Below are 17,728 nucleotides of genomic sequence, written 5' to 3'. Positions count from 1 at the left end.
CTTTTCGATGAGTTGTAAGTGTTTTCTTTGAGTAGAGTAGTTCTGGCCTGATTACTCTTTTGGTGACGGCAGGTGCGTGGCTTTAGTGCTTGGCTTTTACTTTTAATTACATTGATTAAGAGTAAATCCCCATGTTGAGCCGCGAAGTAATGCTCCAGCTGTTCCCCAAAAGTACGGCCTGCGTCGATCTGTATTTGCCCCTTGTGCAGGCCGTTAGCCGTCAAGTGTTGATCAATACCCCCCGACGCCTTGCTGCATTTCTAGCTCAGGTAGGCCATGAAAGTGCAGGGTTCACGGTACTTGTCGAAAACCTTAATTACAGTGCCGGTGGCCTCGCGGCCACCTGGGGCTCCCGCTTTGCGCAGAAGGATGGCGAAGGTCAATACATTACCGTAACGGACGGCAATCGCTCCCGGCGCGTACCCAATGCTGACGCGCTTATGCTTCAGCGCCGGCCGCAGGCAATTGCAAACCGGGTCTACAGCAACCGCCTGGGCAATGGCTCAGAGGCGTCGGGGGAAGGCTGGTTATATCGGGGCAGGGGATTGATTCAAGTCACCGGTAAAACCAACTACTGCCAGTGCAGCCAGGGGTTGTTCGGGGATGAGCGCTTGCTCACCAGCCCGCAACTGCTGCAAGAGTGGCAATGGGCAGTGGCGTCGGCGGGCTGGTACTGGAACTCGCGCAGTATAAATACCCTGGCAGACGGGGAGGATTTCGAACGCGTGACAAGGGCTATCAATGGTGGTCTCAATGGTCACGCCCAGCGTGCGGCGCTATACCGCAAGGCACTGGTTTTATTGCACGCCTGAGCGGTTCAATCAGGCCATAATGCCCGCGCAGTTTGTTCGCAGCCATCAGGAGCCATAGATCAGTGATGTTCGAGATAAAGCCGATTAACCCCGAGACATATCGTCAGCAAACTCGCCGCAGTACGCTGTATATCGCGTTGACGTTTGTCTTGCTGGCGCTGCTGTTGTCAGGTGTGCTGGTCATGGTTTTGGGTGTCGCCGGTGGCGACAATTTTCGCCTGAATCTGGCCGGGGTCATTGTTGCCCTGATCACGACCTTCCTGCTGGTGCGCTACCTGTTCTGGTCTCAACCCTGGATGGCGCCCGCAGTCTACGGCTGGCAACTCAAGCGTAGCCTGATGAAGGTCACCAATGTCATGCATCACGTAACGGCGGGAGTCATGGAGGGGGATGTGGCGGCGATGAAGCTGCTGCGCTTCTATCATCTGGGCGTGACCCAGATGTACCAGCTGGACGCCAATTCCAGCGCGTTAAGCCAAATGGTTCGCGAGATCGATTTGCACAAGGCACGTCTTGAAGCACTGGGCATCGACACCGGGCAGACCCGGCTCGATCCGCAGTGGATTGATGCGGTGAAAAAGTTTGCGCCGCTGAAGTAATGCTGCTCACCGGACCTGCTGTGTTTGTGTGGGAGCGAGCCTGCTCGCGAAGTTCGTAAGTGATAGCCTGTTTTTACGGGATAAATGCGACGATCTGGAGCTCTTCGCGAGCAGGCTCGCTCCCACCGTCGGGGCATGCGAGCCTTATGGGTGGGGTTCAGCTTACGACGCGATAGCACGGCTCATAGGCCGCACCGCCTGGCAGTTTCATACGATGCTGCTCAACAAATGCCTGCAGCAGTTTGTCCAGAGGTTTCATCACGGCAGCGTCACCGTGGATCTCGTAAGGCCCGTATTGCTCGATCAGATGGATGCCTTTCTCTTTTACGTTACCCGACACAATCCCGGAGAAGGCCTGACGCAGGTTGATGGCCAATTCATGTGCTGGCATGTCGCTGCGCAGTTTCAGGCTGGCCATGTTGGCGTGGGTCGGGTCGAACGGGCGCTGAAAGCCTTCGTCGATTTTCAGTAACCAGTTGAAGTGGAAAGCGTCGTTGCGCTCGCGGCGGAATTGTTTAACCGCCTTGAGCCCGGCGGTCATATGACGGGCCACTTCGGCCGGGTTGTCGATGATGATCTGATACTGCTGTTGCGCTTCTTCACCCAGGGTAGCGCCGACAAACTCATGCAGTTGCTGCAGATAGGGTTCGGCTTCCTTGGGGCCGGTCAGGACAACCGGGAACGGCACATCTTTGTTCTCCGGGTGCATCAGAATGCCCAGCAGGTACAGGAATTCTTCTGCCGTGCCAGCACCGCCCGGGAAGATAATCACCCCGTGACCGACCCGCACAAAGGCCTCAAGACGCTTTTCGATATCCGGCAGAATGACCAGTTCATTGACGATGGGATTCGGCGCTTCGGCAGCAATGATGCCCGGCTCGGTCAGGCCCAGATAGCGGCCCCCGGTCAGACGCTGTTTGGCGTGGGAAATGGTCGCGCCCTTCATTGGCCCTTTCATCACACCGGGACCGCAGCCGGTACAGATATCCAGGCTGCGCAGGCCCAGTTCGTGGCCGACCTTTTTGGTGTATTTGTACTCTTCGGTATTGATGGAGTGGCCACCCCAGCACACCACGATTTTCGGTTCGACGCCCGGGCGCAACGTGCGGGCATTGCGCAGCAGATGGAACACGTAGTCGGTGATGCCCGCCGAGCTGCTCAGGTCAATGCGTGGGCTGTCCAGGCCGCTCTGGGTATAGACGATGTCGCGCAGGGCGCTGAAGAGCATTTCACGGGTACTGGCGATCATTTCGCCATCCACAAATGCATCGGCAGGGGCGTTGAGCAGTTCAAGCCGCACGCCGCGGTCTTGCTGGTGAATCCGCACCTCGAAGTCCTGATAGGCCTCAAGGATGGTCTTGGCGTTATCGACGTGAGCGCCGGTGTTGAGGATAGCCAGTACGCACTGGCGGAAAAGCGTGTAGCTGGTGCCTGAGCCAACTTCGCTCAGCTGTTGTACTTCACGTTGGGAAAGTGTTTCCAGGCTGCCTTTCGGGCTGACCGAGGCGTTGATGACTTGTCTTTGGACCATTGCGAGCTTCCTTGAGCGGGGTCGAAAAATTGCTTGGCGCAGCTTTTGAATTCATGTCATCAGTGCGAGCGAGGCGTCCCGACTCTTGCGTCTTTGGATTGCATTTCTGTAAGCATAGTAGCCTTGGTCCTGTAATTAAAAGAGCCGCAGTTAACTCCAGTTACAGTACCAGCAGTGAGCACGGCAGCGATAAGGTAACCTCGCAAGTCACTGAAACAGAAAATGGACGGGCAGATGATCATCACCACCACACACAGCATTGACGGCAGAAAAGCCATTGAATACCTGGGGATTGTCAGTGCCGAATCGGTTCACGGCATCAATGTGGTACGAGATTTTTTTACCGGAGTACGCGACTTTTTTGGTGGACGCTCTCAGACGCTGGAGCGAGCACTGAAAGAAGCGCGAGCAGAGGTCACGGACGAGATTCGAGACAGGGCCAAAGCCATGGGAGCGGATGCGATTATGGGGCTGGGGTTTGAAATCAGCATGCCGTCAGGGCGTGGCGGCATGCTGGTGGTGTTTGCCACGGGCACGGCTGTGCGCTTGAACTGAGGCACCAGGATTCGACCGCACAGGGCGGTCGAATGGGCTTTACGAATTAAACCGTTTTCGCCAAAGGTACGCCTGCAGTGGTTTTGGACAGCGCGTCCTGCAGTTTTTGCTCTTGTTCCGGGGACAGGGAGGTACGCAGGACCTTGCCCTTGAAGTCCGAGTCTTCCAGTTCCTTCAGCACTTTTTCCGGCTGGAATTTGCGCAGCAGAACGAACAGGGCCGAGGAATCATTCGGAATGGTCTCGCTCAATGACTTGATGAAATCATCATCGATCCCGTAATCGCTCAATGAGCCCGACAAAGCGCCGGTACCGGCACCCAGTGCGCCGCCGATGGCAAAGCCTGCCAGCGGGTTGAGAAACAGCAGCCCGACCAGTGCGCCCCACAGGCCGCCGGTGACCAGGCCTGAAGTAGCCCCGATCGCTGTCAGGTTAACGCTTTGCTTGATATGGATCTTGCCTTCGGCATTACGCACCACAATCACCGCATCTTCCAGCTCGACCAGATGCTCCTTGCTCAGCGAAACCATCTTGGTGAGGGCACGATCTGCTTTTTCGGTGTCTGAAAATCCCACTACGATTAAATCGGACATGTCTTTCATTCCTTGACGGTACAGGTCCAGCCCGGCGAAGGGCTGAAGGGTGGAGGGGTTTCTCAAGGCGGCACAATGCAAACACCCTGGCGCGCAGTGGTTCAGCTTTCTGGAGCCTGCTGCGAGGAATGAGCGTGGTCGCTAACCTTGAAACGGTCAAGTCGACGAGACATATCTCTTGATAAAGAGAGGGGTGCGGCAAGGGGATAATGCCGTGGCAGGTGCAGTGTGCAAATGATTTGAGGAGGGCTGGCTGAGCAGCCCTGACCTCAAGCCTTGGGCTGATACCTCACAGGCTTATGGCTGTTCGTTCTTTTCAGGTGCATTCAGGCCGGCCTGGATACGTTGGTAAATTTCTTCACGGTGAACGGCTACATCCTTCGGCGCATTGATGCCGATTCTGACCTGTTGTCCGCTGACACCTAAAATAGTGATCGTAATATCGTCACCGATGTTTATGCTTTCACCAACTTTGCGGGTGAGTATCAGCATTTTTTTCTCCTTGATGGCTTTGTAAGGCACGTCTCTGAGACGGTGCGGCTTCGGTCATGACTACAGAATACTGCTAAGTACGTATTATTGCGCCGCTCATTACAGACGACATGGCCAGAGGTTTAATTCCCTTTACGGGGAAAATTCTCGCGCATAAGCCTTAAATTGGGGCACTTTGGATTTGTTCAAGGAGAGCAAGGCCGCTGCCCCAGTGATAAAATCTACCCATTCAAACAGACAGGGGAAACGCAGTGCGTATAGTCATCGTGATGACAGCAATATTGGCCTTGACGGCTTGCGGTCAGGAGTCTAACGATAAAATCCAGCGGGCTAAAGCAGCTTCTGAAGCAACGATGGCCCAGGCCCCTGTTGCTCACTGGGCTTTGGAGATCACTGAAGGCCAGAGAGCGACCATTCCGGACACGACCGGCAGGCTTCTTGACAACGGTTTTACTCCTTACATTTACGAGAGTGGCGGGGTTCAGCACTTCCTGATCGGACCATTCACCACCCAGGCTCAAGCGCTTGAGGCCCAGCAAAAGATGAAACTCAAGCCCAAGCTGGACGGTATTGAAACCAACGTGATCGAACTGCCCGCCGCGAAATAGTCTGATACAGCGTCGGGTACCCGCCTGAGCTTAGCTGCCGCTGGCGTTATTCGACGCTTTGTGCAGGAAATATTTGTTCACTCGGCGCACATCAGAGCAACACGACGGCAAGGGCCATCGCCATGAGCAATCACAAGATCGAAATTCGACGCAGCAATGTCGAAAAAATCCTTCTGGGGGCTGAAAAGGTTTTTGCCGAAAAAGGCTTTGCCGGTACGGCGATGGCGGACATTGCGGCGCAAGTCCAGTTGCCACGTTCCAACCTGCATTACTACTTCAGCACCAAGACGGATCTTTACAGCGCGGTATTGCTGGGGTTGCTGGAAGTGTGGAAACAGGATGCGCTGTGTTTCGAGACCTACGACGATCCTCGTCTGGTATTGAGCAGTTACATTCGTGCCAAAATGCACCACTCACGTACCCGGCCCCATGGCTCCAAAGTCTGGGCCAATGAAATGATCCATGGCGCCCCGACCCTGGGTCTTGCGCTTGATGCCAGTTTGTATGACTGGGCCAAGATCAAGGAGGCGAAAATTCGCCAATGGGTGCAAGACAAGCGAATCCTGCCTGTTGAGCCGTCCAGCCTGCTGTATATGATCTGGGCATCAACTCAGCATTACGCTGACTTTGACCATCAAGTGATGATCATCAACGATCACCAGCCGTTGTCCGATATCCAGTTTGAACGTGCGGTGCAGACCGTCACCAGCGTGATCCTGCGCGGGATCGGGCTGGAGCCGTAAGCAACCCTGCTTATCGATCGTGTGGGAGCGGGCTTGCTCGCGATGGCATCACCCCGGTGTACCTGACACACCGCATTGCCTGCATCGCGAGCAAGCCCGCTCCCACAGGGGTGATTTACGAAGCCACGCAGTACGGGTTACGTGGGTCGTGGTTCCAGTCCAGAAATGGCAGGCCATTGTTGTGTGGCACCATCTCGATACAGTCCTGCACCGGGCAGGTTATCTGGCACAGGTTGCAACCCACACATTCATCGTCGATCACTTCATACCGATGTGTGCCGTCGGCCTGCTTCAAGCTGGCGATGGCCTGGTGCGAAGTATCTTCGCAGGCAATATGGCAGCGCCCGCAACCAATACAGGCGTCCTGATCGATCCTGGCGATAACCTGATAATTGATATCCAGATATTTCCAGTCAGTAGTATTGGCCACTGCACGGCCGGAAAAGTCCTCCAGGCTGGTATAGCCTTGACTGTCCATCCAACGCGACAAACCGTCTTTCATTTCTTCAACAATTCGAAATCCGTGAAGCATCGCTGCGGTGCATACCTGTACCGAGCCACAGCCCAGGGCAATAAACTCTGCAGCATCACGCCAACTGCCAATGCCGCCTATCCCGCTGATAGGCAAGCCTTTGGTCAGCGGGTCGCGGGCAATTTCCGCCACCATATTCAGGGCTATCGGCTTGACTGCCGAACCGCAATAGCCACCGTGGGTGCTCTGGCTGCCCACTACGGGTAGCGCCACCATGCGTTCAAGGTCGACACTGGTGATCGAGTTGATGGTGTTGATCAATGACACCGCATCGGCGCCGCCACGATGGGCCGCCCGGGCGCTAAGGCGCACATCGGTGATATTGGGCGTCAGTTTGACGATCACCGGCAATGAACAGTAGGTCTTGCACCAGCGTGTGACCATTTCCACGTACTCGGGCACCTGGCCCACGGCCGCGCCCATGCCGCGCTCCGGCATGCCGTGGGGGCATCCGAAATTCAGCTCGATGCCATCGGCACCGGTGGCCTCCACCAGTGGCAGGATGTATTTCCAGGACTCTTCTTCGCAGGGCACCATCAGCGACACGATAAGGGCCCGATCCGGCCAGTCCTTCTTGACCTGGGTGATCTCGCGCAAGTTGATTTCAAGGGAGCGATCGGTGATCAGCTCGATATTGTTGATGCCCATGACTTCGCGGTTGGGGCCGTAGTGTGCCGAGTAACGCGAGGACACGTTAACCGCGGCCGGGTCCTCACCCAGGGTTTTCCAGACCACGCCACCCCAGCCTGCCTCGTAGGCTCGTACCACGTTGTAGGCTTTGTCGGTAGGTGGCGCAGACGCCAGCCAGAACGGGTTGGGGGCCTTGATACCGGCGAAAACAATCGAGAGATCGGCCATTTATGCAGCCTCCTGATCAAGCATGAGTTGGGCATGCATGGCTTCTGCGGCCAGCTTGCCGTGTTGCACGGCCTGTACGGTCAGGTCTTGCCCCAGAGAGGTGCAATCGCCTCCGGCATACACACCGGGAATATTGGTGCGCAGGTGTTCGTCTACTTCGATGCGATCGCCCGCGCGCTTGAGTGTTTGCGCCAGCGGATCGCTCAGGGCTGCATCATCAAAGGCCTGGCCTATGGCCTTGAACACCGCGTCTGCGGCCAGCTCGAAGGTTTCACCGGTGGTCACCAGGCGCCCGTCTTCCAGGCGTGTGCGGGCAAAGCGCATGCCGCGCACCTTGCCGGTGTTGTCCAGCAACACGTCCTGTGGCTGTGCCCAGGTCATTAGTCGCACCTGATTGGCCTTGGCAATGTCCTGCTCGTGCCCGGTGGCGCCCATGTCCTGCAGCCCGCGGCGATACACCAGATTCACTTCGCGAGCGCCAAGACGGGCCATTTGCACGGCCATATCGATCGCGGTGTTGCCAGCGCCCAGCACAATGCAGCGCTCGGCCAGGGGTAACCGGGTCAGGTCGTCGCTCTGGCGCAACTCGCGGATGTAGTCGGTGGCAGCCAGCAGCCCCGGAGCATTTTCATGGGGCAAACCCAGCTGGCGACTGGCAGCCAGACCCAGCCCGAGAAATACCGCATCGAATTGCTGGTGCAGTTCGCTCAGGCTCAGGTTGTCGCCCAAGCGCTGGCCGTGGCGCACTTCAATGCCGCCAACCTGCAGGACGAAATCCACTTCGCGCTGGGCAAAATCGTCCACCAACTTGTATTTGGCAATCCCGTACTCGTTAAGCCCGCCGGATTTCTCCCGCGCTTCGAAAATCACCACCTCATGCCCGTGCAGTGCCAGGCGATGGGCGCAAGCCAGCCCCGCAGGTCCGGCGCCGACCACCGCGATGCGTTTGCCGGTGGGCGCAGCACGCTTGAACGGATGCTCGCTGAACTGTGCATGATCGACCGCATAGCGCTGTAACAAACCGATCAGTACAGGCGCGCATTCCTGGCTGTTGTTGCGCACGCAGGCTTGCTCGCACAGTACCTCGGTAGGGCACACCCGGGCACAACTGCCGCCGAGGATATTGGCCGAAAGAATTTTCTGTGCTGCGCCCTGGATGTTTTCCTGTTGGATATTGCGAATAAACGACGGGATATCTATATCGCTGGGGCAGGCATTGACGCAGGGGGCGTCGTAGCAATACAGGCAACGTGAGCTTTCCAGCACGGCCTGGCGAGCATTGAGGGGCGGCGCCAGATCGGTAAAGTGGCTGGCCAGCACCTGCGCAGATTCATGGGGGTGGGGTAAATGGTTCAAGGACTTGATCACGGTGCTTACCTCAGGGGTGAGGAGATCTTTGTGCCTCTGTCGGGCAGTGTTTTTATGCTCAGCGTTTAACAGCCACCGGTTGCTGATGCTCGGCGCGCTTTTTCAGCAAGTCGAACACCGCAGGGTAGGCCGGGCGTTCGATATAGCGACCGGCTCCGCGTTCGGCCCGCAGGTCACCGTCAACCCACACCAGGCGTCCCTGACTGATGGTATGACTGGGCACACCGCGTACGGTCTTGCCTTCAAAGATGTTGAAGTCGACATTTTGATGGTGGGTTTTGGCGGAAATGGTGCGGGTGCCCTGAGGGTCCCACAGCACCAGGTCGGCATCGGCACCGACCCGGATCGTGCCTTTGCGCGGGTAGATATTGAAGATCTTCGCGGTGTTGGTGGAGGTCAGCGCTACAAACTCCTGCATCGACAGGCGCCCGGTATTCACGCCTTCATCCCACAGCAGCGCCATGCGGTCTTCGATACCCGCCGTGCCGTTGGGGATCTTGCTGAAATCGTCACGCCCGGCGGCCTTTTGTTCGGCGCAAAAGCAGCAGTGGTCGGTGGCGGTAGTGTGCAGGTTGCCCGATTGCAGGCCGTGCCACAGTGCCTCCTGATGCCCGCGAGGGCGGAAGGGCGGGCTCATCACGTAGCCTGCTGCCGTTTGCCAGTCGGGATGCTGGTACACGCTGTCATCCAGCAGCAAATGCCCGGCCAGTACTTCGCCATATACCGGTTGGCCCTGGCTACGGGCGTAGGTGATTTCGTCGAGTGCTTCACGGGTCGAAACATGCACCAGGTACAACGGCGTACCGAGGGTCTGAGCGATGCGGATCGCCCGGCTGGCAGCTTCGCCTTCCACCTGGGAGGGACGTGACAGCGGATGGGCTTCCGGCCCCGTCATGCCCTGAGCCATAAGTTTGCGTTGCAGGTGGTACACCAGTTCGCCATTTTCGGCATGCACGGTGGGCACTGCGCCCAGCTCCAGGCAACGCTCGAAGCTGGCCACCAGAGTGTCGTCTGCGGCCATGATCGCGTTCTTGTAGGCCATGAAATGCTTGAAGCTGTTGATGCCGTGATGGCTGACCAATTCGGCCATTTCTTCACGTACCTGCTCGCTCCACCAAGTGATTGCGACATGAAAGCCATAGTCTGCTGCCGACTTTTCGGCCCAGCCCCGCCACTGATGAAAAGCCTCAAGCAGGGACTGCTGCGGGTTGGGAATGACAAAGTCGATAATCGATGTTGTACCGCCTGCCAGACCGGCCGCGGTGCCACTGAAAAAGTCTTCGCTGGCGACGGTGCCCATAAACGGCAATTGCATATGCGTGTGGGGGTCGATACCACCGGGCATCAGATATTGGCCGCGACCATCGACAACTTCGCAGCCTGGGGGAACATCAAGATCAGTGCCAATCGCGCGGACCAGACCGTCAGCGCAATATACATCCGCACAATAACTTTCATCATGGGTCACAAGCGTAGCGCCACGGATTAACAGCGACATACGGAGTTCCTCGCAGGCTGACCGGCTAGAGCCGGTTCTAACTGTTGTTATTGAAATTTAGTGGGAAGTTTGCATTCCTGCCACTGGTGACAGGAATAAAATCTAGAGGGTTGTTGAAGAATGATCAAACTTTATTTTTAACGAGGTTAGATATGTATAACTATATGATTTTTAAAGTTAATTATTTTAAATCACCAAAATGATGCACGGCCTCACCATTTTGACGCACTTGACAGGATTCAAATATAAGCGAACTTTCTTATGCGAAATCAGGTGCTTGAGCTTGCGGATGAAGGGAGGTGAGTCGATTAAGTTAATAAGCACGCACCGAAGTGTTTCGTTTGGCGATATAAAAAACTGATAAAGGCCTTTAACGGGAATGAGAGTCATTTGGCTGGTGTTTAAAACGGTTTTAAAAGCAGCGTGTTGCCAGTCATGCAGGACGGTTTGAGCAGGCGAGGGAAGTAACACGGCACAGTTCTTGATTGTTGCTGCCATGACCGGGCGGGATAGGCAAGTAAGTGTCCAGGCAAGGGAGCGCTTTGTGTCCATACGCAGCGCCAGGCAGTTCAACCAGGAGCAGCACAACAAGAGAGTGATCGACTATGCAACCGAGCAGATCAAAAGTCACCGAACGTAACGGTTTGTACGAACTGGATGCCGGGCCTGAAGTCCTCGATAGCCCCCGGTACAACCACGATATCGCCCCCACCAAAGTTCATGAGCGCACCTGGAACAAGTGGCATATCACTGCCTTGTGGGTCGGCATGTCCATTTGCGTACCCACCTATACCCTGGGCGGGGTTCTGACAGCCTATTTCGGGCTTTCAGTGGGTGAGGCACTGCTGGCGATTCTGCTGGCAAATATCGTGGTATTGATCCCTCTGACTCTCAATGCCTTTGCGGGCACCAAATACGGCATTCCCTTTCCGGTGTTGCTGCGTTCTTCCTTCGGCATTATCGGCTCCAACGTACCGTGTCTGATCCGTGCTCTGGTGGCCTGCGGCTGGTTCGGGATCCAGACACTGTTCGGCGGTCTGGCCATTCACCTGTTTCTGGGCTCGGTGTTCGAGGGCTGGAAAAGCCTGGACGGTACGGGTGAAGTGATCGGCTTCATGATTTTCTGGGCGCTCAACCTGTGGGTGGTATTGCGCGGTGCCGAGTCGATCAAGTGGCTGGAAACCCTGTCTGCACCCTTGCTGGTACTGGTCGGTCTGGGCCTGCTGGTGTGGGCTCTGCCCAATGTGTCGATGAGTGAACTGCTGGCCCAGCCGCCCAAGCGCCCGGAAGGTGCCAGTGTGTACGGCTACTTCTTTGCCGGCCTGACTGCAATGGTGGGTTTCTGGGCCACCTTGTCCCTGAATATTCCGGATTTCAGCCGATACGCAAAAAGCCAGAAAGACCAGATCCTGGGGCAGATTTTTGGCCTGCCGCTGACCATGTTCCTGTTCGCCGCTCTGGGCGTGGTGATGACGGCAGCGTCCGAAAAACTGGTAGGCGTTACCGTATCCGACCCGGTCAGCCTGATCGGCCATATCCAGAGCCCGGGCTGGGTGGCACTAGCCATGGCGCTGATCATCATCGCCACGCTGTCGACCAATACGGCGGCCAATATTGTGTCGCCCACCAATGACTTCCAGAACATCGCTCCCAAGTTGATCAACCGCACCACGGCAGTGATCTTGACCGGCCTGGTGGGCTTGGCGCTGATGGCTCATGAATTGCTGAAGAAACTCGGCCTGCTGGTCTCGGATGTGAGCCTGGAAACCGTGTACTCCAACTGGTTGCTGGGTTACTCCAGCCTGCTTGGGCCGATTGCCGGGATCATGGTGGTCGACTATTTCGTTATCCGTCAGCAAAAACTCGACCTTGCCGGGCTGTACCGTGACGGGGTGTACCCGGCCTGGAACTGGAAGGGTTTTATCGCTTTTGGTGTACCTGTGGCGCTGACGTTGCTGTCGTTGGGCAGCAGTGCCTTCAGCTGGTTCTATGACTTCGGCTGGTTTACCGGGTCGTTGCTCGGGGCCGTGATTTATTACGGGTTGTATCGCCTGAACAGTCAGCAAGCAGAAGCCGTCAAAGGCACGGTTTGAAGCGCCTTCCTATAAAAACTGCCTGAGGAAACTATCATGAACGCCGCACACGACCTTCAGCAGCACCGCGCGCCATTGACCAACGGCGAGCGCCTGTGGGCCTCGTTAATGGAACTGGCCCAGCTGGGTGCCACGGTAAAGGGCGGTGTATGCCGCCTGGCCCTGACCGACCTGGACCGCCAGGCCCGGGATATTTTTGTACGCTGGTGTGAGGACGCCGGTTGCACCGTCAGCGTGGACGCCGTGGGCAATATCTTTGCCCGCCGCCCGGGGCGCAATCCGGATTTGCCGCCGGTGATGACCGGCAGCCATATCGACACCCAGCCCACCGGCGGCAAGTTCGACGGCTGCTTTGGCGTACTGGCCGGGGTTGAAGTACTGCGCACCCTCAACGACCTCAATATCGAGACCGACGCGCCGCTGGAAGTGGTGGTGTGGACCAATGAAGAAGGCTCACGCTTTGCGCCTTGCATGATGGGTTCCGGGGTTTTTGCAGACAAGTTTACCCTTGAAGAAACCCTGGCCAAAACCGATGCCCAGGGCGTGACCGTGGGTGAGGCCCTGAATGCAATTGGCTATGCTGGCAGCCGCCAGGTCAACGGCCACCCGGTGGGGGCCTACTTTGAAGCTCACATCGAACAGGGGCCGATTCTTGAGGACGAGCGCAAAACCATCGGCGTCGTACTTGGCGCCCTGGGGCAGAAATGGTTCGACCTCAACCTGCGCGGTGTAGAAGCCCATGCCGGGCCAACGCCCATGCACCTGCGCAAGGATGCATTGGTCGGGGCGGCGGCCGTGGTTGCCGCCGTCAACAAGGCAGCTCTTGGCCATCAACCCCACGCCTGCGGGACCGTGGGTTGCCTGCAAGCCTATCCGGGCTCGCGCAATGTTATCCCCGGTGAAGTACGCATGACCCTGGACTTCCGGCATTTGCTGCCCGAGCGGCTGGACTCGATGATCGAGCAAGTGCGTGGGGTGATTGAAGCCACCTGCGAGGAGCATGGCCTGAGTTTCGAACTGACTCCCACAGCAGACTTTCCGCCGCTGTACTTCAACCCTGATTGCGTCAACGCCGTGCGGGATGCGGCCAATGAGTTGGGCTTGTCGAACATGGATATCGTCAGCGGGGCAGGGCACGATGCTATCTTCCTGGCCGAGTTGGGTCCGGCAGGGATGATATTTGTGCCCTGTGAAGGCGGCATCAGCCACAACGAAATCGAAAACGCCGATCCCAAGGATCTGGCAGCGGGATGCGCGGTATTGCTTAAGGCAATGTTGGCGGCGTCGAAAAATGTAGCGCATTGATGCTTATTTAAAGATCCAGCACTTTCTCCTGTCTATGGGAGCGGTAAAAGCCGCTCCTGTTCCCATATTTTCTTGTTCTTTAGATGCCCGCGAGATCGAATATTTGTTTCGTGATGTTTCGTTTCGCCTGCTGTGTCGGCATATTTGTATTTTAAGTTTGCGCAATAACAATGGCTTAGTGTTGTCCTAAAGATGATTCTGTAAGATGGTGTAGGATCTTTCTATGTGTATTTGTTTGCGGCTATGGTCTCTTGAGGGTAATGTTTATTTGAGAGCTTGTTGAGTTATTAATAACTGGGAAGTTATCAGGCTTAGGTCGTGGGGGTTTTATGAATCTGGACGATATTGGCAATACACCACTCGTTGAGCTAATGCGATTTGCCTGCAATGGAGGTCGCTTGTTTTCGAAGTGTGAATATATGAATCCTTCTGGCAGTCATAAAGATCGAACTTATTTGAATATCATCACTTCGCTAGAGCGTGAGGGTGTCATTCGTAAAGGTATGACGCTGGTTGACTGCTCGACCGGTAACGGTGGGGCGGCGCTAGCATGGATTGGAAAGAAGAAAGGTTATTCCATCACAATATTCATGCCGGAAGGGATGACATGTGAACGTAAAGAGCAAATAAGAACGTATGGAGCACATGTGGTCGAAACCCCCAAAGAAAGCTTTTTGGTAGGGGCCGTTGATGCAGCTAAAGAGTATGTGAAAAGTAAAAATTCTAGTGAGGTCTATTTCTTGGATCAGTCGAGCACGCTACTTAATAAGTTGGCCTGGCATACCTGCGGAGAGGAGATTGTCAAAGCGCTTGGTGAGTACAAAGTTGTACCGGATTATTTCGTGTGTTCTTTAGGTACTGGAGGCACGTTCTCGGGTATTGCTGAAGTCTTGAAGCGGCATTATAGAGATATTAAAACAGTCGGTATTGAGGTGGATGCTTCTGCTCCATTGTATGCCGCAAGGCAAGGGCTTGAGTTTGAACATCGGTCGCATAATCTTATGGGGCTGGGAGCAGGTGTGTTGTCGATTAATACAACCCCTAACTTGATCGACGAAGTGGTTGTCGTGGATGGTGATGAAGCCTGGGAACAGATGAGGTTGTTTGTGTCAAAAAATGAATATGGCATAGGGCCGACGTGTGGTGCCAACTTGTTAGTGTGTGAAAAGATAGCGGCTATGCAAAGAGGTTTAAATATCGTCACGCTTTTTTTTGATAGTGCATGGAAGTACAAGAGCTGTTGGGATGGGGTTTATCCAGCGTATACGGAGGTCAAATGATGCTGCTGAAAGAGGTATATGAGAGAGCTAAAGTAGTTAGTGTGGGGGCAACAAGAATTACAGTAAATGAATTTACGGATCAGCTGCCGGCTTTGAGGCCGGAGGTGCTCCTCGAAGCGGCACGTGGTGTCATTGAGGTCATGGATTGGCATGTTGATAAAATAGTGACGGAGGAAGATAAGGGCGCACCGCTGGCGACAGCAGTCTCCATATTGACGGGTATTCCAATGGCTATTGCACGATGGTACACATATAGCCTTGAAGATGTGAATGATGTGTGTGTGGATCTTGAATCAGAATATTATCAAGGGAAGCTTTACCTTAATGGAGTTGTTGCGGGTGATAGAGTGGTCATTGTCGATGATACTCTGAGTACGGGAGGTGCTGTTATATCGTTGGTGGAGGCTGTTCGGCGTAGTGGGGCTGAAGTGGTCGATGTCGTGTGTGCAGTAGAGAAAGTACAAAATAATGGTAGGGAGCAGGTTTTGAATAGTACGGGTGTTGCAGTTAAAACGCTCGTTAGGATTGTATTGTCTGAAGATAGGGTTCGGGTGTTGGACTGATCCAGAAAAGCTCGCTAGGCGTGAGGGGAAGTAAGTAGGAAGGGTTGTCTATGAAGCCTGAAAACTTGGGTGTTATATTAGGGTTGTTCTTTTGTTTTATCAGCGCCGCCTTTGACGTGTATGTCGCGTTTATAACGCAGGTACTTGATACCCTGGTGGTTGTTTTCTATTGCTTTGTTTCGTCTGCTGCATTGTTTATGATGTACAGCCTCCGTGCAGGCAGGCATAGCTTGATGGACAAGATCCAGCAAGACTGGCCATTGGTGGTATGGATCAATCTGTCGGTATTGTTGAATTGGGGCGGTCTTTTTTATGCCCTGCGATTTCTGGAACCAGCGGTAGTAGGGGTAGCCTCAGTAGCCTGCGGCCCAGCATTGACTTTGCTGGTGTCGAGCTTTGTAAAAGGTGCTGGCAAGGCCACTGCACTCGAAACCCTGATTGCCGGACTGGTATTGCTCTCGGTTGCCATAATGCTGTTTCAGTCTTTGGTCGGGGAAAGTGGTATTTCTTCGACTTCCATAGAACAGAGAATTATCGGTATTGTCAGTGTAATGCTGTGTGCAATGGGCACGGTATTTTATACGATTGTTTCCAAAAAGATGTTTTATTGTCGTTGGAAAACTTATGACATTCTGGCTGTGAGGAGCGTCATGATGGTAGTTGTTTGCAGCCTGTTTATCAGCTTCAGCGACACCTCATTCAGTCTCGCCCCCCAGTGGATCTTGCCGCTGTCAGTTCTGGTTGTCGTCGGCCATCTGTTGCCTGTCTACCTTATTCAAAAAACCATTTTTCATCTCAGTCCAATAGCGGTGTCATTTGTATTGCTGACGTTGCCGGTTTTTACCTTGCTACTTCAATACCTGGATTCGCGGGTGGCGATTTCAATGCCGAGCATCCTGGCCGTCTGTCTTATTGTTGTACTGCTGGCCTGGCTGGATATATCAAACAGGCGAGGTGCGAAATGATAAGAGTTGTAGTGGTTGACGGATTTTCGTCGGGTAAATTCCTGGCAAAGAAATTGTACGAAAATGAATGTGCTTTATTTCATGTTGTGTCCAGTTCTGATCTCGATGGCTATTATTATGCCGGATTTGATTCGTCTATTTACGAGCGATCCATCGTTCATACGGATACGACGTTCACGTTGGCGGAGCTCAGGCATTTTAATCCCGATGTTATTATTGCTGGGGCAGAAAGCGGGGTGTTATTGGCCGATCTGTTGAATGAACAGTTGGGGCTGGATTACGTCAATGAGTTTTCCAGGAGCAGGGCTCGCAGAAACAAATACGAGATGATTCAGTGCGTTACCGAAGCCGGTTTATCCGCCCCTGCCCAGTGCGCAGTGGATACGTGGAGCGACGGTAAAGACTGGGTCGCTGCCCATGGCAGGTTTCCGCTAGTCGTAAAACCCCTGGAAAGCGCAGGGGCGGACGGGGTTTATATTTGCCGCGATCTGGCAGCGTGCAAGGGGGCATTCAAGGCGCTGTTGGGTACGCGCAACAAGTTGAGTCTCGAAAACAGCCAGGTGCTACTTCAGGAGTATTTGGTGGGCACTGAGTATGTCGTCAATATGGTGTCCTTGAATGGGTATCAGTTGGTCACAGAGGTGGTGAAATACACCAAGCGTGTGCTGGAAACAGGCAGCATCGTATATGACATCGATCAACTGCTTGCTTGCACCGACGCTCCGTATGCCGAGTTGGTGGCCTATACCCGTAAGGTGGTGAAGTGCCTGGGTATCCGTAATGGCCCCAGCCATGCCGAGGTTATGTACACCGAGGACGGGCCAAAACTGGTGGAGATTGCAGCACGTACAGACGGGATTCTAAGGCCCGGTGTCTCGGCACTGACCACCGGTCTTGGACAGATTGATGCATGTGCACTGTCCATTACTCGGCCCCTTGAGTTTGAGCAGCTACTGGCCGGCAATCAGGACTATGTACTGTCCAGGCACACTTACAATGTGTGCCTGATCAATCATTCGGAAGGTGTTTTCTGTACCGGGGCATTTGTGCAGCAATTGCGCAGCCTGGCGTCTTTTTTCGAGGTGGTGTTCTACGTCGAAAATGGTCAGCGAATTGCGCCTACCCGGGATGTATTCAGTCAGCCGGGCACTGTTTATCTGGTTCATACCGATCTGGCGCAGATCGAAGCCGATTACGCTCGAATCCGTGAAATGGAAGCAGCCGGGATCTATCTACAAGAGAAGAAATAAGACAGACGCCCCAACCTGTGGGAGCGGGCTTGCCCGCGATGCAAGCACTGCGTTCTGTCAGGCAAATCGCGGTGTTGCCATCGC

Annotated in this window: 17 protein-coding genes; 11 read left to right on the top strand and 6 right to left on the bottom strand. The window is 54.8% G+C overall.

Going from position 1 to position 17,728, the window contains the following annotated elements; all coding sequences use genetic code 11:
* Positions 1–131: 131 nt before the first annotated feature.
* Together PPTH39_RS04590 and PPTH39_RS04585 are read left to right on the top strand one after the other, a co-directional pair.
* Positions 132–812, top strand: coding sequence for a glycoside hydrolase family 19 protein (locus PPTH39_RS04590; RefSeq protein ID WP_095002349.1), 681 nt, complete (start codon positions 132–134; stop codon positions 810–812).
* Between the two features lie 65 nt (positions 813–877).
* On the top strand, positions 878–1,411 hold the full coding sequence (locus PPTH39_RS04585; protein WP_130871687.1) for a DUF3087 family protein: 534 nt from the start codon (positions 878–880) through the stop codon (positions 1,409–1,411).
* A gap of 157 nt (positions 1,412–1,568) precedes the next feature.
* On the opposite strand, the gene ppnN is transcribed toward PPTH39_RS04585, so the two are convergent.
* The gene (gene ppnN, locus PPTH39_RS04580) at positions 1,569–2,942 is read right to left on the bottom strand and encodes a nucleotide 5'-monophosphate nucleosidase PpnN (protein ID WP_095002351.1); all 1,374 of its coding nucleotides are present in this window, start codon (positions 2,940–2,942) and stop codon (positions 1,569–1,571) included.
* Between the two features lie 222 nt (positions 2,943–3,164).
* On the opposite strand from ppnN, the gene PPTH39_RS04575 reads away from it, so the two are divergent.
* Positions 3,165–3,497 carry a YbjQ family protein gene (locus tag PPTH39_RS04575; protein ID WP_463366338.1) on the top strand — a complete coding sequence of 111 codons (333 nt, stop codon included), beginning with the start codon at positions 3,165–3,167 and terminating at the stop codon, positions 3,495–3,497.
* 46 nt (positions 3,498–3,543) lie between these two features.
* On the opposite strand, the gene PPTH39_RS04570 is transcribed toward PPTH39_RS04575, so the two are convergent.
* Both PPTH39_RS04570 and csrA read right to left on the bottom strand, forming a co-directional pair.
* Positions 3,544–4,089: a DUF1269 domain-containing protein gene (locus PPTH39_RS04570; RefSeq protein ID WP_016780418.1), complete on the bottom strand. Its 546-nt coding sequence runs from the start codon at positions 4,087–4,089 to the stop codon at positions 3,544–3,546.
* 297 nt (positions 4,090–4,386) lie between these two features.
* Positions 4,387–4,581 carry a carbon storage regulator CsrA gene (gene csrA / locus PPTH39_RS04565; RefSeq protein ID WP_016780419.1) on the bottom strand — a complete coding sequence of 65 codons (195 nt, stop codon included), beginning with the start codon at positions 4,579–4,581 and terminating at the stop codon, positions 4,387–4,389.
* A 251-nt stretch (positions 4,582–4,832) separates the two neighbouring features.
* On the opposite strand from csrA, the gene PPTH39_RS04560 reads away from it, so the two are divergent.
* Positions 4,833–5,189: a hypothetical protein gene (locus PPTH39_RS04560; protein WP_095002352.1), complete on the top strand. Its 357-nt coding sequence runs from the start codon at positions 4,833–4,835 to the stop codon at positions 5,187–5,189.
* A 122-nt stretch (positions 5,190–5,311) separates the two neighbouring features.
* On the top strand, positions 5,312–5,932 hold the full coding sequence (locus PPTH39_RS04555) for a TetR/AcrR family transcriptional regulator (RefSeq protein ID WP_095002353.1): 621 nt from the start codon (positions 5,312–5,314) through the stop codon (positions 5,930–5,932).
* Positions 5,933–6,047: 115 nt separating this feature from the next.
* Here the strand turns inward: PPTH39_RS04555 and preA are convergent, their stop codons facing one another.
* Genes preA through hydA form a run of 3 tightly spaced genes read right to left on the bottom strand, consistent with a single transcriptional unit; the run spans position 6,048 to position 10,188 of the window.
* A complete protein-coding gene (gene preA, locus PPTH39_RS04550; RefSeq protein WP_095002354.1) occupies positions 6,048–7,322 on the bottom strand; it encodes an NAD-dependent dihydropyrimidine dehydrogenase subunit PreA in 1,275 nt (424 codons plus the stop codon).
* The gene (locus PPTH39_RS04545) at positions 7,323–8,690 is read right to left on the bottom strand and encodes an NAD(P)-dependent oxidoreductase (protein ID WP_095018828.1); all 1,368 of its coding nucleotides are present in this window, start codon (positions 8,688–8,690) and stop codon (positions 7,323–7,325) included. It lies immediately after the preceding gene.
* A 58-nt stretch (positions 8,691–8,748) separates the two neighbouring features.
* Positions 8,749–10,188, bottom strand: coding sequence for a dihydropyrimidinase (gene hydA, locus PPTH39_RS04540; RefSeq protein ID WP_095002356.1), 1,440 nt, complete (start codon positions 10,186–10,188; stop codon positions 8,749–8,751).
* Positions 10,189–10,793: 605 nt separating this feature from the next.
* Between hydA and PPTH39_RS04535 the strand changes: the two genes are divergently transcribed.
* The 6 genes from PPTH39_RS04535 (at position 10,794) to PPTH39_RS04510 (ending at position 17,644) form a co-directional block, all read left to right on the top strand.
* Positions 10,794–12,281, top strand: a complete 1,488-nt coding sequence (locus PPTH39_RS04535) for an NCS1 family nucleobase:cation symporter-1 (RefSeq protein ID WP_130871685.1) — start codon at positions 10,794–10,796, stop codon at positions 12,279–12,281.
* A gap of 36 nt (positions 12,282–12,317) precedes the next feature.
* A complete protein-coding gene (locus tag PPTH39_RS04530; RefSeq protein ID WP_130871684.1) occupies positions 12,318–13,586 on the top strand; it encodes a Zn-dependent hydrolase in 1,269 nt (422 codons plus the stop codon).
* Positions 13,587–13,915: 329 nt separating this feature from the next.
* The gene (locus tag PPTH39_RS04525; protein WP_130871683.1) at positions 13,916–14,866 is read left to right on the top strand and encodes a cysteine synthase family protein; all 951 of its coding nucleotides are present in this window, start codon (positions 13,916–13,918) and stop codon (positions 14,864–14,866) included.
* Positions 14,863–15,429, top strand: coding sequence for a phosphoribosyltransferase family protein (locus tag PPTH39_RS04520; RefSeq protein WP_165446483.1), 567 nt, complete (start codon positions 14,863–14,865; stop codon positions 15,427–15,429). Before PPTH39_RS04525 ends, PPTH39_RS04520 begins: the two co-directional genes overlap by 4 nt.
* Before the next feature lie 50 nt (positions 15,430–15,479).
* A complete protein-coding gene (locus PPTH39_RS04515) occupies positions 15,480–16,394 on the top strand; it encodes a DMT family transporter (RefSeq protein WP_130871682.1) in 915 nt (304 codons plus the stop codon).
* A gap of 11 nt (positions 16,395–16,405) precedes the next feature.
* Positions 16,406–17,644 carry an ATP-grasp domain-containing protein gene (locus PPTH39_RS04510; protein ID WP_232527607.1) on the top strand — a complete coding sequence of 413 codons (1,239 nt, stop codon included), beginning with the start codon at positions 16,406–16,408 and terminating at the stop codon, positions 17,642–17,644.
* The last annotated feature ends 84 nt before the right edge of the window (positions 17,645–17,728 follow it).

Source organism: Pseudomonas bubulae (assembly GCF_900618535.1).
Lineage (GTDB): Bacteria > Pseudomonadota > Gammaproteobacteria > Pseudomonadales > Pseudomonadaceae > Aquipseudomonas > Aquipseudomonas bubulae.
Note: the sequence above shows the minus strand (reverse complement) of the source record. Positions and strands in the feature narration are given on the sequence as shown.

Excerpts from the sequence above, each read along its gene's own strand:
- PPTH39_RS04590 (WP_095002349.1), top strand. The coding sequence starts at position 132 with ATGTTGAGCCGCGAAGTAATGCTCCAGCTGTTCCCCAAAAGTACGGCC.
- PPTH39_RS04585 (WP_130871687.1), top strand. The coding sequence starts at position 878 with ATGTTCGAGATAAAGCCGATTAACCCCGAGACATATCGTCAGCAAACT.
- ppnN (WP_095002351.1), bottom strand. The coding sequence starts at position 2,942 with ATGGTCCAAAGACAAGTCATCAACGCCTCGGTCAGCCCGAAAGGCAGC.
- PPTH39_RS04575 (WP_463366338.1), top strand. The coding sequence starts at position 3,165 with ATGGACGGGCAGATGATCATCACCACCACACACAGCATTGACGGCAGA.
- PPTH39_RS04570 (WP_016780418.1), bottom strand. The coding sequence starts at position 4,089 with ATGTCCGATTTAATCGTAGTGGGATTTTCAGACACCGAAAAAGCAGAT.
- csrA (WP_016780419.1), bottom strand. The coding sequence starts at position 4,581 with ATGCTGATACTCACCCGCAAAGTTGGTGAAAGCATAAACATCGGTGAC.
- PPTH39_RS04555 (WP_095002353.1), top strand. The coding sequence starts at position 5,312 with ATGAGCAATCACAAGATCGAAATTCGACGCAGCAATGTCGAAAAAATC.
- preA (WP_095002354.1), bottom strand. The coding sequence starts at position 7,322 with ATGGCCGATCTCTCGATTGTTTTCGCCGGTATCAAGGCCCCCAACCCG.
- hydA (WP_095002356.1), bottom strand. The coding sequence starts at position 10,188 with ATGTCGCTGTTAATCCGTGGCGCTACGCTTGTGACCCATGATGAAAGT.
- PPTH39_RS04535 (WP_130871685.1), top strand. The coding sequence starts at position 10,794 with ATGCAACCGAGCAGATCAAAAGTCACCGAACGTAACGGTTTGTACGAA.
- PPTH39_RS04530 (WP_130871684.1), top strand. The coding sequence starts at position 12,318 with ATGAACGCCGCACACGACCTTCAGCAGCACCGCGCGCCATTGACCAAC.
- PPTH39_RS04525 (WP_130871683.1), top strand. The coding sequence starts at position 13,916 with ATGAATCTGGACGATATTGGCAATACACCACTCGTTGAGCTAATGCGA.
- PPTH39_RS04520 (WP_165446483.1), top strand. The coding sequence starts at position 14,863 with ATGATGCTGCTGAAAGAGGTATATGAGAGAGCTAAAGTAGTTAGTGTG.
- PPTH39_RS04515 (WP_130871682.1), top strand. The coding sequence starts at position 15,480 with ATGAAGCCTGAAAACTTGGGTGTTATATTAGGGTTGTTCTTTTGTTTT.